The 17,208-nt window shown below is 33.2% G+C and carries 16 protein-coding genes; 2 read left to right on the top strand and 14 right to left on the bottom strand.

Going from position 1 to position 17,208, the window contains the following annotated elements:
* Positions 1 to 32: 32 nt before the first annotated feature.
* The 14 genes from Q0822_RS06755 to Q0822_RS06690 form a co-directional block, all read right to left on the bottom strand.
* Complete coding sequence (locus Q0822_RS06755) at positions 33 to 662, bottom strand: carbonic anhydrase family protein (RefSeq protein ID WP_299121771.1); 630 nt, start codon at positions 660 to 662, stop codon at positions 33 to 35.
* Between the two features lie 19 nt (positions 663 to 681).
* The gene (locus tag Q0822_RS06750) at positions 682 to 2,544 is read right to left on the bottom strand and encodes a SulP family inorganic anion transporter (RefSeq protein WP_299121769.1); all 1,863 of its coding nucleotides are present in this window, start codon (positions 2,542 to 2,544) and stop codon (positions 682 to 684) included.
* A gap of 81 nt (positions 2,545 to 2,625) precedes the next feature.
* Positions 2,626 to 3,399, bottom strand: coding sequence for a universal stress protein (locus tag Q0822_RS06745; protein ID WP_299121767.1), 774 nt, complete (start codon positions 3,397 to 3,399; stop codon positions 2,626 to 2,628).
* A 5-nt stretch (positions 3,400 to 3,404) separates the two neighbouring features.
* On the bottom strand, positions 3,405 to 5,006 hold the full coding sequence (locus Q0822_RS06740; RefSeq protein WP_299121766.1) for a SulP family inorganic anion transporter: 1,602 nt from the start codon (positions 5,004 to 5,006) through the stop codon (positions 3,405 to 3,407).
* Between the two features lie 82 nt (positions 5,007 to 5,088).
* Complete coding sequence (locus tag Q0822_RS06735; RefSeq protein ID WP_299121765.1) at positions 5,089 to 5,382, bottom strand: hypothetical protein; 294 nt, start codon at positions 5,380 to 5,382, stop codon at positions 5,089 to 5,091.
* A 47-nt stretch (positions 5,383 to 5,429) separates the two neighbouring features.
* Positions 5,430 to 6,188 carry a tetratricopeptide repeat protein gene (locus tag Q0822_RS06730; RefSeq protein ID WP_299121764.1) on the bottom strand — a complete coding sequence of 253 codons (759 nt, stop codon included), beginning with the start codon at positions 6,186 to 6,188 and terminating at the stop codon, positions 5,430 to 5,432.
* A gap of 1 nt (position 6,189) precedes the next feature.
* Positions 6,190 to 7,956, bottom strand: coding sequence for a BatD family protein (locus Q0822_RS06725; protein ID WP_299121763.1), 1,767 nt, complete (start codon positions 7,954 to 7,956; stop codon positions 6,190 to 6,192).
* Between the two features lie 61 nt (positions 7,957 to 8,017).
* On the bottom strand, positions 8,018 to 8,851 hold the full coding sequence (locus Q0822_RS06720) for an aerotolerance regulator BatC (RefSeq protein WP_299121762.1): 834 nt from the start codon (positions 8,849 to 8,851) through the stop codon (positions 8,018 to 8,020).
* A gap of 68 nt (positions 8,852 to 8,919) precedes the next feature.
* Positions 8,920 to 9,957, bottom strand: a complete 1,038-nt coding sequence (locus Q0822_RS06715; RefSeq protein ID WP_299121761.1) for a VWA domain-containing protein — start codon at positions 9,955 to 9,957, stop codon at positions 8,920 to 8,922.
* Complete coding sequence (locus tag Q0822_RS06710; RefSeq protein WP_299121760.1) at positions 9,950 to 10,954, bottom strand: VWA domain-containing protein; 1,005 nt, start codon at positions 10,952 to 10,954, stop codon at positions 9,950 to 9,952. The genes Q0822_RS06715 and Q0822_RS06710 overlap by 8 nt, the downstream gene beginning before the upstream one ends.
* Positions 10,954 to 12,648, bottom strand: a complete 1,695-nt coding sequence (locus tag Q0822_RS06705) for a hypothetical protein (RefSeq protein WP_299121759.1) — start codon at positions 12,646 to 12,648, stop codon at positions 10,954 to 10,956. The genes Q0822_RS06710 and Q0822_RS06705 overlap by 1 nt, the downstream gene beginning before the upstream one ends.
* Positions 12,649 to 12,652: 4 nt before the next feature.
* Positions 12,653 to 13,519: a DUF58 domain-containing protein gene (locus Q0822_RS06700; protein ID WP_299122266.1), complete on the bottom strand. Its 867-nt coding sequence runs from the start codon at positions 13,517 to 13,519 to the stop codon at positions 12,653 to 12,655.
* A 96-nt stretch (positions 13,520 to 13,615) separates the two neighbouring features.
* A complete protein-coding gene (locus Q0822_RS06695) occupies positions 13,616 to 14,617 on the bottom strand; it encodes a MoxR family ATPase (RefSeq protein ID WP_299121758.1) in 1,002 nt (333 codons plus the stop codon).
* Between the two features lie 164 nt (positions 14,618 to 14,781).
* Positions 14,782 to 15,345: a DUF4382 domain-containing protein gene (locus Q0822_RS06690; protein WP_299121757.1), complete on the bottom strand. Its 564-nt coding sequence runs from the start codon at positions 15,343 to 15,345 to the stop codon at positions 14,782 to 14,784.
* Between the two features lie 104 nt (positions 15,346 to 15,449).
* On the opposite strand from Q0822_RS06690, the gene Q0822_RS06685 reads away from it, so the two are divergent.
* A complete protein-coding gene (locus Q0822_RS06685; protein WP_299121755.1) occupies positions 15,450 to 16,313 on the top strand; it encodes an aldo/keto reductase in 864 nt (287 codons plus the stop codon).
* A gap of 127 nt (positions 16,314 to 16,440) precedes the next feature.
* Positions 16,441 to 17,193 carry an SDR family NAD(P)-dependent oxidoreductase gene (locus tag Q0822_RS06680; RefSeq protein ID WP_299121753.1) on the top strand — a complete coding sequence of 251 codons (753 nt, stop codon included), beginning with the start codon at positions 16,441 to 16,443 and terminating at the stop codon, positions 17,191 to 17,193.
* Positions 17,194 to 17,208 lie beyond the last annotated feature (15 nt).

Genomic DNA, 17,208 nt, shown 5'->3' with positions numbered 1-17,208 from the left:
TAGAGAATGGCTTTTCAATTAAAAGTTTTCTATTATAGCATTTCTACTTTTCCGGTATGTAGGCTGTAGACACCACCAACGATAGCAATTTCGCCATTATCTTCCATTTCTTTTAAGATTTGACTTTTCTCACGGATACGGTCAATTGTAAGCTTTACATTATTTGCCACAGTTTTTGCAACAAACTCTTTATTAGATGAATTTGCTTCACCTTCAACTTCATTTGCAGATTTTCTAACTGCTGGCATAATATTATCTAACATTGCTGTAATATTGCCAAGCTCTACACCATCACAAGCTGCTTTTACTGCACCACAGCTTTCGTGGCCTAAAACTAAAACCAACTTACTTCCAGCTGCTTTACAAGAGTATTCTAAGCTTCCTAGAATATCTACGTTTTCAAAATTACCAGCGACTCTTGCCACAAATATATCTCCTATGGCTTGGTCTAATACTGTTTCTACTGGCACACGAGAATCTATGCAAGATAAAACCACAGCTTTAGGGAATTGCCCTCCTGTTGTTTGGTTTACTAAAGCAGCATTATCAGCTCCTTCAAGATTTCCGTTTACAAAACGCTTATTACCTTCTAATAAATCTTGTAAAACTCCATCTGGCGATAATGCACTTTGTACGTCTTTTGTTATTGCTATATTTTTCATTTTTTATCTTTTTTAATTATTAATATTTATCTTTTACGTTGTCTTTAACCCATTTTAAACAAGTTTTAAAATCTTTAAAAATATGTTCATTCGGAATAAAATCTGGAATAATATCAATACGCTCCATCATATAGCGTGGCTGTTTTAAAAGCCCAACAAATAAAACTTCGACATTATTTTTTTTGAGATCTTGAAGCATATCTTCCATAGCATATAGACCCGTTTGATCCATATATTGCATACGACCTAATCTTAGAATCACTATTTCAGCTGTATTAGGAATCTGCTCTGTTAAAGCTTGAAAATCGCTAGTAGATCCAAAAAATAAAGGACCTTTAAGGTGCTTAATAAATACTTCTTCTTTTAAGTCTGAAGGAAAATCCCCTTCATCCGCCCAAGATTCTTCTTTTAATGATTTTACATCAGAGCGTTCTGCTGTTAAATCACCTATTTTTTTCATAAACATTAGTGATGCTATTACTAAACCTATACCTACAGCATAAATTAAATCCCAGAAGGTCGACAGCACTAATACAACTAACATTATCAATACCTCAGAACTTAATTTTAATGGCCCAAATTTGATGTCTTTTGGCAGGCTTGGAATAGCTCTTAGACCTTTATAATCCATTACTCCAATACCAACAGTAATTAATATACCTGCTAAAACTGCTGCTGGGATTTTTGACGCCACATCACTTAACGCTAGCATAATTACTAATAACATTACACCAGCAATCATTCCAGATAATTTTGTTTTCCCTCCTGCATTTATATTTACTACTGTTCTAATCGTAGCACCTGCGCCTGGAATACCTCCAAATATTGCTCCAATGCAATTTCCTATACCTTGACCAACTAACTCTTTATTGGGCTTATGCTTTGTTTTAGTCATATTATCGGCAACTACACTTGTTAAAAGTGAATCTATTGCACCTAATAAGGATAAGGCAAGTGCTGTAAAAATATAAGGTGTTATGCTACTCAAACTAAAGTTACTAAACATTTCTAGTTTCGGAACAGGAATACCACCAGGAATCTCTGAAATTGGTTCATATCCTAAATTAAAACCATAGGCAATACCAGACATAACGACTAATGCTACTAGAGTACTTGGTATGGCTGTGGTTATTCGCTTAAAAGCATAAATAATAAATATAGTTCCAAGTGCTAATATTAACTCCAACCATTTTATATTTTTTAAAGCTCTTGGTAATACTTTAAGTGCACCAATGGTACCTGAAGCTTCTTTAGCGGCTAGAGTTTTAGATTCTTGTAAAATTTCTTCCGGAGTAATTTTTGTTCCGCGCTTTATAGTTTCTTCAAAATTTTCTAGTACCAGAATACCTTCACCTGCTTCCTCTTTCAAAATATTTTCCAGAATCACTTCTTCTGCTTGTATTTTGAATTTTTCAACAAAAGCCTCATCTTCTTTAGGATAATACCCTAGCGAAGGTAAGATTTGAGTTAATAAAATAATAACACCAATAGCAGTCATGAATCCAGAAACAACAGGATAAGGAATATATCTTATATATTTTCCTATTCCTAAGAGACCTAAACCAATTTGTATTAAACCTGCCAGTAAGAATACGGTTAAAATAGCTGGCAATGCTTTTTCTACACTACCATCATTTGCCGCAACTATACCTGCAATTATGACCATACTTACGGCAGTCATTGGTGCTGTTGGCCCAGATATCTGAGTGTCAGTACCTCCAAAAAGCGCCGCGAAAAAACTAATGAAAATAGCTCCATACAATCCAGCTTCTGGCCCTAACCCTGAAGAAACTCCAAAAGCTAATGCCAAAGGCAATGCAACTATACCAGCTGTAATTCCACCAAAAGCATCGCCTTTGATGTTAGAAAATAGTTTTTTCATAAAATGATTTTATCTTTTTCTAAATTAGCCTAAAATTTTCAATTATTTTAATCTGGTTTGGAATAGTTTAGTGTAACACTCTCATGTAACTAACAGTGATACGTTTACTTTATTTATAACTGCATTAGTGTAATTGTCTTTTTTAGAAGTCGTATTACGGTCTATACACAATAGATTAACTTTCTTCTTCGAAATATAATCTGACAATGTGTTTATCGTATTATCGTTTTCTTCAAAGACAAACTCTACGACTTTATTTTCTGACACAATAGTTTCTTTAGATTGAGATCCAACTTTAAAAGAGGTCAAAGGTCGTTTTGTATTTCTTATTAAATTTCCAGATAAACCTTCGGTTAAAGCTGCATTAGTGCCGTTTAACAGTCCAATAGACAAATCAGCATCCGGTCCTAAATTGTTGTCGTCTGATACAATCATTACAGCTTTATTGAATCTCTTCAAAATAAAATTCGTAACATTGTCGCCAATAAGTTTTAAGGGTTTTGACTTTCTTTTACCAAGTACAATTACATCTGGATTTACTTGTTTTATGTGCTTATCTATCTCATCTTTTACATTTCCAAGGCTAAATCTGTATTTAATATCTAGATTGTATTGCTTCGAAATTGGCTTAATAAGATTCTTAATATTTTTATCTGCATTAATATTGTATTCATTAATCTCTCGCTTTGCAGATAACTGACTTGCGGTTTTTACAATCTCAGTTCCCTTTTTTACATGAAATAAATGTACTTCTCCATCGATCATATTTGCAAAACTAGCAGTGCTTTTTAATAATTCTGTTGTAGATGCTTTCAAGTCAGAAAGTACTAAAATCTTATATGTTCCATTTTTCATAATTCTTAAATTTGAGCTATTTTGGGTCTAAGTTTAAAAAACTCTATAAAGCTATCTGGATTTTCTACAATTCCTCTTTCCGAGATTAGCTTTATATCAATATGTCTTTCCTTAGCTTTGAAAGCAAAGTCATCTAGGATTTCGATAATATCATTATCTAAATACCTAGTTTTTCTAACATCTAATTCTAAATAGGTGTCTCTTGGTAAGCTATCTAATTCTTTTAAAATGGCACCTTTATTAAAAAATGTTACTTCTTCTGCAAAGGTCATTTTTATTTTGTGCTTACCATTGCTCTTATCTTCAATATGAAGAAAATGAGAATTTTGGTAACTCTTAATTAAGATAACAATGATTCCAACACCTAAACCTAATCCAATTCCATATAATAAATCTATAAATACAATTCCTAATACTGTTACTGTAAAAGGCACGAATTGTTTCCATCCTAAATTGTACATTTTTTTGAATAATGCCGGTTTTGCGAGTTTATAACCAACAATAAAAAGTACAGCAGCTAACACAGAAAGCGGAATCATATTCAATAATTTAGGAATAAGGATTACAGAAATTAATAACAAAAATCCATGAATAACAGCAGATGCTTTGCTACGTCCACCCGACTGGATATTTGCAGAACTTCTTACAATTACTTGAGTAATAGGTAGTCCACCTATTAAACCCGATAAAACATTACCAGTTCCTTGCGCTAATAATTCTCTGTTTGTTGGAGTCACGTTTTTATGTGGATCTAATTTATCTGTTGCTTCAACACAAAGTAGAGTCTCTAAACTAGCCACAAGAGCAATAGTAAAAGCCACTACCCAAACTTCTGGATTTGTAATTACTGAAAAATTTGGAAAACTAAACTGTCCAATAAATGTATCAAAACTGTCTGGTACTGGAACACTAACTAAATGAGAGGCCTCTAGAGATAGTGTCTCATTAGATTTTGTTAATATATAAAATACAATACCTACCACCACTGCTACTATTGGTCCTTGTACAATCTCGAAAAACTTTCCTTTTTTAATTAGTACATTTCCCCAAAGTATTAATATTGCGATAGCAACAAGTGCTATGATTGTAGCACCTTTATCAAAATTCCCGCTTATTATTGCATTCAAAGTTTTCAATAATTCGGTGAGTGTGTTTTCACCATCAAATTGCAGAAATGCAAAATCACCTTCAGGGTTTTTATCAAGTCCAAAGAAATAAGGAATCTGTTTTAAGATGATAATTAATCCAATACCTGTCAGCATTCCTTTAATTACTGAAGAAGGAAAATAATATCCAATAATTCCGGCTTTTAAAACACCAAACCCAATTTGAATAATTCCACCCAAAACAACAGCTACAAGGAAGTTTTCGTAACCACCTAATGTGCCAATTGCAGTTAATACAATTGCAGCAAGTCCAGCTGCTGGGCCGCTAACACCAATTTTAGAACCACTTAATGACCCTACTACAATACCTCCAATAATACCAGCTATCAATCCAGAAAATAATGGAGCACCACTGGCTAATGCAATACCTAAACAAAGTGGTAACGCAACAAAGAATACGACAATACTCGCTGGTATGTCATTTTTTAAATATTTAAACATATATAAATTAGTTTAAGCCAAAGAGTAATCTCATTAGCTAATTTTTAATGATTTTTCAGGACAGATTGTCCAAACAAAGAAATTAAATGAATTCGGGAGGTGGAGAAATTAAATTTAAATGAGGTTTAGGATAGTTTTTAGAAGTATATACTTCATTTCGATTATTGTCGCTATCAGTAAAAAAATCTTCGAGATTATGAGAAGTAAATTCAAAAACAAGTTTTAACCCTTCTTTTTCTTCTTCTTCATTTTCACCATAAAAACAGGTAATATCAATTGTGTCATCGAAAGACATAATTATTGAAGGAACAGAAATAATCGCCATAAAAAAAATGGTGAAGAGTATTGCTATTCTTTGTTGGTTAGTTTTTTGCATAAAGAACGAATATACTATTTACTAATCAATATTTCGTTAAATATTATTTAAAAATTCTTCAACAATTTAATGTCTTTGGATGAAATCCAACCTGTAGAATTGTCGGAAAGTTCTATTTTATTCCAGTCTTCATAAGTTTCTAAAACTTGAACTTTGGTACCTTCATGAAGCCTAAATACTTCTTCACTTGTTTGATTGGCTTCAGCCTTTACTTTGCTTTCTTGCACGAATACTATTGCAGGATTATCTTTTTTATCCAAACTCTCTTTTTGAAAAGCCATTGCCGCAGAAAAACAAGCAATCAATAAACTTAAAACACTTATTACAAATGCAATTCGTTTTTGTGACGTGGCATAAGAAAAATGATACATTAAGAATAATAGCACAAATATAATAACACCACCTATGGCAATTTTTGCCCAAGTATCTGTTTTAAAAGTATTAACTATATTATTAATAATTCTTGAAAACCCAACCTGAGGTACTTTGTCAATAGCATCAATAGTCATCTGTTGTGCGAATGACAGATTATTTTCTATGTCCTTATCATAAGGGTTTAACTGAAGTGCTTTTTCAAAATAATAAATGCTAGGAGCAATGTTGTTAAGCTTATAATTGGCATTACCAAGATTATAATACAATTCAGCAGAATGTACATCTGACTCTAATATGGATTCATATTTATCAATGGCTTCAGCATATTTGCCTTCATTATATAAAGCATTGGCTTGCCCAAAAGTCTTATCATTTTGTGGAAACACAAAAAAACTAAAACAACAAAAAAGTATAATAACTACAGCTCTCATATTATCTTAATTGTTTATCGATTAATGAAATTGTTTTCGCTGACTTATTATAATCATTCTGCATTGTTACCTGAGTAATTGGTGTATAACGCGCTAATTCACAATTTTCTAATATTGAAATAAAATCTGAAACAACTTCAGGTTCCACCCGCCTTTCTTTTAGAGTAGTTTCTATTTTCTCTTTGTTAAAATCACTAGTTTCTATATTTAGTTTTGCTTTTAAATAATTATGTAATGCTTTTTCCAAAGCCAAGTAAAATGTTTCCTTTTTACCTAAAGCTTTTTTGGCTGCACCTAAATACTTTTTAGCCAAACGATCTGCCTTTCTTAATCGGTTACCTTGTACATCTGCATCGCGTTCGTCCTTTTTTCTTCTAATTACTATAGCCAAAGGAATCGCTAGAAAAGGTAATAATAGTAATGTCCAAAATTTGGTTGTTTTAAAAAACGATTGGCTTGTGATTTTAGACCAATTAGATGATGTTTTAATAAATGCAAACGTGTTTGTATTTGGTCTTACAGTTTGTTTAGCCGTTGATGCTGTATCACTATTGTTATTGGTAGCCGTTGGGCCATCTAAAACATCTATAACTATTTCGTTTGAAGTGACGCGTTTATAACTTTCCGTCTCTAAATCGAAATATGAAAATGAAATTGAAGGCACAGGATATTTCCCTTTGTATTGCGGAACAATGGTATAATTATCAGAAATTCTACCTTGCATTCCTTTTAAATTGGTACTAACTCTCTCCTCGTGCTCTGGTTCGTAAACTTCTAATGAACTTGGTACTGTTAGCTTAGGGAGTTCAAAAAGTTTTAAATTTCCTTTTCCTGAAACCTCTATTTTTGCTTGAAGCGACTCTGTTGCATCCAAAGCTGTTTTGGTAGTTGTGACCTTAAAATCAAAATCCCCAACTGCTCCTTTGAAATCTGAAGGTTTGCCTTGTTCTGGTAATGGCTTTACATCGATAGTTCTGCTACCAGCAGTAACTATTTTAGGGACTTTAGTCATTATTGATCTTCCAAAAATATCGAACCTATTTGTTGGCACTTCAACTGTTAGATCTAATACCAAAGGTTCTAACTTTAGCTTTCCTGTTTTTTGAGGATATAGCACCGTTTTGCGAAGTATAACATAGCGATAATCTTCGCCTTTATATTGCGCTCTATGGGTGGGAAAACTTTTAACTTCTATATTTTGACTCCAAAAATCATTATACCTTGGGCTATCTTTTTCACTCCAACCTCCAACTCCAGTTTCTCGTGACACATATAATTTATAAACTACTGTGATAGCTTCATTGAGGTACGGATTTAAATTAGAAACCTCAGCCACTAAATGTATGTTTTCAGAAGCAACATCTGAAGCCGTTGGTGGTGCATTGGGTTTATCTACAGCACCTGTAACATTTACAGTAATTGGGAAGGTCTTATAGGTTTCCCCCTCAATCTCAATTGTAGCTTGTTTTATGGTGAATTTTCCGCGTTTTTTGGGTGATAAAAAATAACTGTATGTTTTAGAATAAACGCGCTTACCATTTCCTGAATAATTACTGACCGAGGTGTTGGGTCCCATAACAACATCAAAATCTTCAAAACTTGGAGGCACAAAATTGTCTCCATCTTTGTTCATCTCAAAATCTATTCGCAAACGTTCGTTTATGCCAAGTTTTGTCTTACTGACTTTAGCTTCAAATTTTATTTGTGCAGTAGCCATACTCGTTACAAGTAATAACAATAATATTGATATAGATTTTTTGAATTTCATTTTACATTAAAGCACTTTGACAAGCCTTAGTACGAAAGTTCCTAGAAATTATGAGTTGAATTTACCAGTCTTTTTCTGTTCTTACTTTTGCACCTTTTTGTTTTTTGGCATTTATTTTTTCCTGTACTTTTTGCTCTTGGTTTTGCATAGCCTCTAAAATATTCTTCATTTGCTGTGGAGACATTTGCCCAGGTTTTGGCTTTTGCTTTTGGTCTTTTTTATCTTTTTTGTCATCACCCTTTCCATCATCTTTTTTATCGTCCTTAGGCTTTCCTTTTTCATCTTCCTCTTTATCTCCTTCCTTTTTATCTTTATCCCCTTCGTCTTTTTTATCTTTTTCTTCCTTGTCTTGGTCTTCTTTCTTTTGCTCTTCTTCTTTGTCCTTTTCTTGTTCTTTGTCTTTATCTTCTTTATTATCTTCTCCACCACCATCTTCTTGCTGGTTGGCACATTCTTTTGCTAAGGCATAATTATAACGTGTTTCATCATCATTTGGGTTATTCCTTAGTGCATCTTTAAAGGCTTCAACAGCTTCTTTACATTTTTTGTTTTGCATTAAAATATTACCAATATTATGAAACGCTCTATGTTTTTCATCTTTAGTAATTGCATTTTTTACTGCTTCCATATTTCTAAATAAAGCTTCTTCAAAACTTCCTTTTCTAAAATATGAGTGTGCTAAATTATAGGCTCCAACAGCTTTTTTCGGAGCCTCTGAAATGGCTTTTCTATATTCCATTTCAGCCTCAATATAATTATCATCTTCAACCAACTCATTAGCTTTGTAAACCAAATTAGTTGCTTTTTTTTCTGCTTTTAATTGTACTTTATTAATGTCTTGAGAGAATCCAAAACTTCCAATTAAAATTGTTATCAGTGCTATGTATAGTTTCATTACTATTTATATTATGCCTTTAAACTCTAAATTAATAAAGCCGTTTGTTACTTAGCGTTAAAATAATTCTAAAAGTTTTCGTTAAATAAATTCAATTTCTTTAACCATGCCGTTTTTCGTTCTAAAAAGAATATGTCTATAAATAACAGCAGAATGCCAAAACCTAAAAACCATTGAAATTGATCTTTAAAATCTGCTATTTGTTTAGATTCAAATTCTTTTTTGTCCATTTTATCTAGCACTTCTTTGATGGCATCAACTACTTCAATTGTATTTTTCCCATTGATATAAATTCCATTTGTTTCTTCTGCAATCTCTTTTAAAGTCACCTCATTTAAGCGCGTAATCACGGTCTCTCCCTGTCTATCTTTCTTGTAATTGAGTATAACTCCGTTGCGCTTTATTGGTATTGGACCTCCTTTGGTGTCACCAACTCCTATCGTTAAAATTTTAATGCCTTGTTCATTTGCTTCTTCGGCAATATCAACAGCTTCACCATCATGGTCTTCTCCGTCTGAAATAATAATAAGCACTCTATTGGTTTGCTCTTCGTCATCATAGTAGGTTTTTGCTAACTCAATCGCTTCACTAATTGCTGTACCTTGTGAGGACAACATATCTGTGTTCATATTTTGCAAAAACATTTTCGCCGAAGCATAATCTGTTGTAATTGGCAATTGCGGAAAAGCTTTGCCTGCATAAGCAATAATCCCAACACGATCGCTCGCCAAACTATTAATAATTTGAGTAACTAACTGTTTTGATTTATCTAAACGATTTGGCGCAATATCCTCTGCTAACATACTTTTAGAGACATCTACTGCAAAAACAATATCAACTCCTTGACTACGCACGGTTTCTAGTTTTGTTCCTATTTTAGGATTAACTAGTGCTAACGATAAACACGCAAAAGCACCACAAAGCACTAATACTTTTAATATACTTTTAAACAAAGATTGATTTGGACTCAGTCGTTTTAATAATCTACTCTCTGCAAATTTTTTCTGCGCAGAGCGTCTCCATATTTGCAACAATAAAAACAATAGAATAATTACCGGAATAACCAGTAACGTCCAAAACCATATTTTTTCATCAAGTCTAAACAAAGCTTCTAAATATTGTGTTTCGTAATATAAGTTCTAATAATAATAGTAAACCACCTAAAAGTACTAATGGTCTATATTTTTCCTCGTAGTTATAATACTTCTTTTCTTCAATCTCAGTTTTTTCGAGCTTATTGATTTCTTTATAAATTTCGGCCAACTTCTTATTATTTGTTGCTCTAAAATATTTACCACCTGTATCTTCAGCAATTTCTTTCAACAACACCTCATCTATTTCAACTTGTTGTCTACTATATCTAAATGAACCATTAGCATTAAATCCTATTGGAGATAGAGCCATTCCATTAGTTCCTAAACCAATAGTGTAAACTTTAATACCATTATCAATAGCTAGAATACTAGCTGTCTTTGGATCTACAGCACCTGAATTATTGACACCGTCTGTAAGTAGAATGACAACTCTACTCTTTGCTTTACTGTCTTTTAATCGATTGACGGAAGTACCCAAACCCATACCAATTGCAGTTCCTTGTTGAATTAAGGTGTTATATCTAATGTCTCTAAGTGATCTTAAAACTATAGATTTGTCACTTGTAATTGGTGTTTTGGTGTATGCTTCACCAGCATATTCAACCAATCCAATTCTGTCATTTGGTCGTCCTTTTATAAAATCTGCAGCAACTGCCTTTAAAGCATCTAATCGATTAGGGCGCAAATCTTTAGCTAGCATACTTGCGGATACATCAATAGCCATGACAATATCTATTCCACGAGTTGTTTTAGTTTTAGTAGAAACATCAACACTTCTTGGTCTCGCCAATGCCACAATTAATAATCCTAACGCGATGAGTCGTAAGGCAAAAAGCAAGTGTCTAAACTTGGACCAAAATGAAGATGATACTTTGAACCCTTTGATACTCGATATTTTTAACTCTGCTGTTTGTTGATTATGCTTAAAGACATACCAGATTATTGCTACTGGCAAAAGCAGTAACAACCAAAACAATTCTTTATTTAAAAATTCTATATTTTCAAACATTAGTTTTCGCCTTCTTCTGATTCATCTGGATTGAGTTCTACAGAATCTATTATTCTCTGTACAATATCTTCTGCATAAGCGTCATCACTTCTACTAATAATTATAATTTGCTGAATAATATTTTCGGTAGTAAAGCTTAGAATAACGTAATTACCATCTTCAAAACTACCTGGTGTTAAACTAGGAAATTCGGCTGTCCCAAAAGTTTTTAAGCCTTCAGCACCATTTGGTGTAACAAATTTTTCGTTTTTGGTAATCAAGTTTCGAGCACCTTTCTCTTCCCAAGATTTTAAACTTCCTTCTACAACAGCATTTATATTTATTGCCTTTTGGGTATCTGCATCTTCTTTTTGGTTTGGGGGCAGATTTAAAATTGTCGTCCCTGTTACAATATAGAAACGCTCAATTAAACTACCATAAGAAAAAAATGTCATTTCCGCCTTACCTTCTAATTCTTCTGGGAGTTCTTTTTCTTCTCTTTTAAGAACTTTAGGAGTTTCAATATATATAGGTGGAAAACCATATGCACTTTCTACCCAATTGCCTTCTAAAAGTTCTTTACTTTCATGACCAATAATAGTATCTTTCACATAACCAAAACCATATTTAATACCGAAGCCTACAAAAGTCGCCATAAGTAAGAATACAGAAATTGCTATAGTAAGAAGTACTTTTCTGCGCCTCTTTTTGCGTTCTTGTTCTTCTTTGTATTGTTGATTTAGAAGTTTTTCTTCTTCAGTTGGTTCTGGTAAACTTTCTTTTACATGATCTATTTCTTTATCAATGGTGTCTTTATCCATTTCGGCCAAAGCAGTATCTGGTGCAGACTTGGCAAACTTTACTAAATCAGCTCGTTTTAAAATAGATTCAATATTCTTAATAGTGTCTTTTGAAAGCGGAACTTGATTACCATCTTTAAGTAACTGTAGTCGAGATATCAACTCGTCTGTAGTACTCTCTAAAGCACGATCATATACTTTTTCGTCTAAATATTTTCTAATAACAAAAGTTAATTCAGAATAATATTCTTTTACTTCTGAACGCATTAAATATTGGCTTTCGTCTAGTTTTCTTAAAGCTAATTTTGCCCGGTCATAAGCTGGTAATAGCGCAATTTCTTCTTCCTCTGTTAATGGTTTTTTTCTCCATATAAACCAGTACAGTAAAAAAGCGACTAAGGCCAACGCTGCCAAAACACCTAACAGCCATTTCCACCAATTACCCCCTGTTTCTTCAACTTCTATGATAGGTTTAATATCGTAGAGTTGCTGTTTTGTTGTATCAACTTCTACAGTATTTACATCAACTCTTAAAGAATCCGTGAAAAATGGTTTATCGCCAATAATAATTTTTTGTCTAGGAATAGTATAAGACCCCGAATCGAATTGTGTGAGCTTGTAAATTCTAGATAACAAGAACTTAGCATCCTTCTTTGTAGTATCAATTTTTAGGGCTTCGACATTTTCTAAAGGCATAAATGTTTGTCCTTCAGGAAATACAACTAAGGATGTTGAATCTGCCTCAACTTTAATTTGGTAACTAATTTGTTCACCTATTCGGATTTTAGTAGTGTCTATTTCGGTTTTGACTTGAGAAAAAGAGAATACAGAATAAAGAACAAAAAACAGAGCCAAAGTCACTTTTCTGACCTTGCTGATACCCCAATTCGTGATTCGTAATTCGTAGTTCATCATTTATTTACCCTCTTCTTTTAAAATAACCTAGTAATTTTTTTACATAACTCTCATCAACACGGCAATCTATTGCACCAGCTCCAGATTTTGTAAAGGTGTCTTTAAAGTAGTTTACTTTTTCAGTGTAAAACTTACCATAATTTAGTCTTACTTTTTTAGATGCTGTGTTTACCAACATCAGTTCACCTGTTTCTTCATCTTCCATTTGCACCATGCCAAGATTCGGAATAGCAGCTTCGTGCTTATCGTATATTCTTATGCCTGTAATATCATGTCTGCCAGCAGCAATTTTTAAATTCTGCTTATAATCGTCTGCAATAAAATCTGAAAGCACAAAAACAATTGCTTTCTTTTTCATGACGTTAGACAAAAATTTTAAAGCTTCAGCGATGTCAGTATTTTTACTTTTTGGTTTAAATTCAAGAAGTTCCCTAATAATTCTGAGTACATGAGAACGTCCTTTTTTTGGTGGAATGTAAAGTTCAATGTCATCAGAAAACAAGATTAAGCCTATTTTATCATTGTTCTGAGTTGCTGAAAATGCAAGTGTAGCTGCAATCTCTGTAACAATTTCGTCTTTGAACTGGTTCTTGGTTCCGAAGAATTTACTGCCAGAAACATCAGCCATTAACATCATAGTTAGCTCACGCTCTTCTTCAAATACTTTTATGTAAGGCTCATTATAACGCGCCGTAACATTCCAATCTATATTTCTTACATCATCACCATATTGGTATTGACGGACTTCAGAAAAAGTCATACCACGACCCTTGAAGGTAGAGTGGTATTCGCCTCCAAATATATGATCAGACAGTCGACGTGTCTTAATCTCTATTTTTCGTACTTTTTTTAGAAGTTCTTTGGTATCCATTTTGTGCTTTGTCATTCCGCACTTAATACGGAATCTATCAAATTAAACTTTTTGACAAATAATAGTGAGATTCCTGCTTACACAGAAATGACAATACTATGGTACTTCGATTTGATTTACAATCTTATTGATAATGTCTTCTGAAGTGACATTCTCTGCTTCGGCCTCATATGTAATACCTATTCTGTGACGCAATACATCGTGCACTACCGCACGTACATCTTCTGGAATTACATAACCTCTTCTTTTTATAAAAGCGAAGCATTTTGCTGCAGTTGCTAAGTTGATACTTCCACGTGGTGAAGCTCCAAAAGAGATTAAAGCCTTTAAATCACCCAAATTATATTTTTCAGGATAGCGTGTAGCAAAGATGATATCGAGAATATATTTTTCAATTTTTTCGTCCATATAAACTTCTCTAACAGCTTCTTGTGCACTGAGAATTTGCTTAACAGAAACCACAGGATTTACCTTGTCCCAAGCTCCTTTTAAATTCGCTCTCATTATCATTTGCTCTTCATTGATTTTTGGATAATCAATAACTGTTTTCAACATAAAACGATCCACTTGAGCTTCTGGTAAAGGATACGTTCCTTCTTGCTCTACTGGGTTTTGTGTAGCCATTACTAAAAATGGCTTGTCCAAAATGAACGTTTCATCACCAATGGTTACTTGCTTTTCTTGCATTGCTTCAAGTAAAGCAGACTGAACCTTTGCTGGTGCTCTATTAATCTCATCTGCTAATACAAAATTTGCAAATATTGGGCCTTTCTTAATAGAAAAATCATTCAACTTCATGTTATAAATTAATGTACCTACAACATCGGCTGGTAACAAATCTGGTGTAAATTGAATTCTACTAAAACTAGCATCAATAGCTTTAGAGAGCGTGTTTATAGCTAAAGTTTTTGCCAAACCAGGTACACCTTCTAATAAGATATGACCTTGACCTAATAAACCAATGAGCAATCGTTCTACCATGTGTTTTTGCCCAACAATGACTTTATTCATCTCTAAGGTGAGCATATCTACAAATGCACTTTCTTTTTCTATCTTTTCGTTAATTGACTTAATATCAATTGTACTCGTTTCTTCCATCAATTTTTAAGGGTTTATGAATAAAACTGTTTTTAGTAATTTTTAGGAGATGCAAATTGTTAAAATTATTCTTGTAATGCTGTTAACAATTGGTTAAAAAAAGAAGAGTAACACCTAAGTATTACTCTTTTTCTAGTATTAATTATGGATCAGGGTAATTAATATTAAAATTTTCTTATTTCTGTATAAATTTCTGGGTTTAGAATCACAGTATTTTGCTCTTCATCGAAGCTAATAGATTTGTCAATATCTAAGTCTATTTCAAAATCGTATATGTGGTTTGGATCTAGTTCTAGTTGAACTAAATTAGAAGGTTTTGAATTCCCTAAATCACTAACATCGCAACTATGCAAACCATTATTTATATCAATATAATTATTATCACCGAGTACAAGTCTAATCGCAAAGATGTACTTCGCTTTCATTTCAAAATTGTCTACTAATAATAATTCCGAATCACCTCTTAAATCGAAAGCATTATAAGTCCCTGTATTAATAGTATTTAGACTAATCCAAGCATTTGATGCGTTTTCATCTTCCTTTACTTTTAATTGCACGTCTTCAATCTCAATATAGACTTTATCATAATTACCAACAGTGCTTTTTAGCTTTACAGTAATACTTGCTAATTGCTCACCAGAGTAAACATCGTCTTTTGTACAGCTTGTAAAACAAACTAAAATAATTAGACTTAGAAAAAGTGATTTTATAGGTTGTAAATGTTTCATGATTTGGGAAATGGAATAATTACATATCAATAATACTGTATTCTGTATGTTTTGAGTATTTTTATACACCAATTGCATAAAAACATATATAAACTGAAAAATAAGTGACATATTCTCGATTAATTGCAGGCACCATGACTTGGGGAAGTTGGGGAAAACAACTTTCAAAAAAAGAAATGGTAGCTCTAATGAATTTCTGCATTTCTAACCAAATTACCACTTTTGACCATGCTGATATCTATGGCGCCTATACAACAGAGGCAGACTTTGGGAAAGCATTTACGTCATCTGGAATAAAGCGTGGAGACATACAACTGATTTCTAAATGTGGCATTCAGTATATATCAGAGAATCGAAAAAATAAAGTTAAGCATTACGACTACAGCAAAGACTATATCATTTGGTCTGTCGAAGAATCTTTAAAACATCTTGAAACTGACTATCTAGATTTGTTATTACTACACAGACCTAGTCCGTTAATGGTTGCCGAAGAAATTGCTGAAGCGATTACTATTCTAAAAAAAGATGGTAAGATTAGAGATTTTGGTGTCTCTAACTTTACTCCCTCTCAAATGGAAATGGTTGGATTGCGTATGGATATTGACGTTAATCAAATAGAATTTTCATTAACACAACATTCTGCAATGCACGATGGCACTCTAGATTATATGATGACTTGTGGCATAAAACCTATGGCTTGGTCTCCTTTGGGTAATGTATTTAGAGAAGATAATGAGCAGACCAGACGTATTCATAAACAACTTGGTGTATTGATGGATAAATATAATGCTACTGAAGACCAATTGTTGCTGGCCTGGACACTAAAACATCCTTCAGGAATCCATCCAGTAGTCGGAACTACAACTAAAGAACGATTAAAGCAAGCTGTTGAAGCATCGCAGATTAATTTAGAATTAGAGGATTGGTTTTTGATATTGGTGGCTAGCCAAGGCTATAAAGTGCCTTGATGAATTCTTGCGAAATCGAAGATTCATGAATTCATTTATATCTAATAAAATCTATGAATAAGGCAAGAATCTCATAATATTATACAATGAATTAAAGAATTCCTGTTTTCACAGGAGTGACAGAACTATGAAAAAAACAGCACTAATTACAGGAGCGACTAGTGGTATTGGAAGAGCAACAGCGCATGAATTTGCGAAACATGGTATTAATTTAATACTATGTGGTCGCAGGCAACAACGTTTAGATAGTATTCAAAAAGCACTGTCTCGTGAAACTGATATCCACACCTTAAGTTTTGATCTACGCGATAGGGAAAAAACACTAAAAGCTATAGCATCACTACCAAAAGAATTTCAACAGATTGATATTCTCATTAACAATGCTGGTAATGCACATGGCCTGGATCCAATCCAAACAGGTAATTTAGATGATTGGGATGCCATGATGGATATTAATGTAAAAGGTTTACTATATGTAAGCAAAGCGATTATTCCTGGAATGACAGAAAGAAAATCGGGTCATATCATTAATATTGGTTCCTCAGCCGGGAAAGAAGTGTACCCAAAAGGAAACGTATATTGTGGTAGCAAACATGCCGTTTTAGCCATTACCGAAGGTATGCGACTTGATTTAAACCCTTTCGGAATCAAAGTTAGTGCTATTAATCCCGGTTTGGTAGAAACTGAATTTTCTGAAGTCCGCTTTAAAGGGGATGCTGCTGCCGATAATGTTTATAAAGGTTATAAAGCTTTACAAGCAGAGGATGTCGCGGAAGTGATTTATTTTGCTGTGTCTCGACCAGCTCATGTTAACATTGCCGATGTGTTAATGTTTTGTACGGCTCAGGCTAGTTCTACTATTGTAAATAAATTTAATTAATAAGATTCCTGTATA

The organism is uncultured Winogradskyella sp. (genome assembly GCF_947496485.1).
Classification (GTDB): Bacteria; Bacteroidota; Bacteroidia; order Flavobacteriales; family Flavobacteriaceae; genus Winogradskyella.
This window is presented reverse-complemented; position numbering and strand designations above follow the sequence as displayed.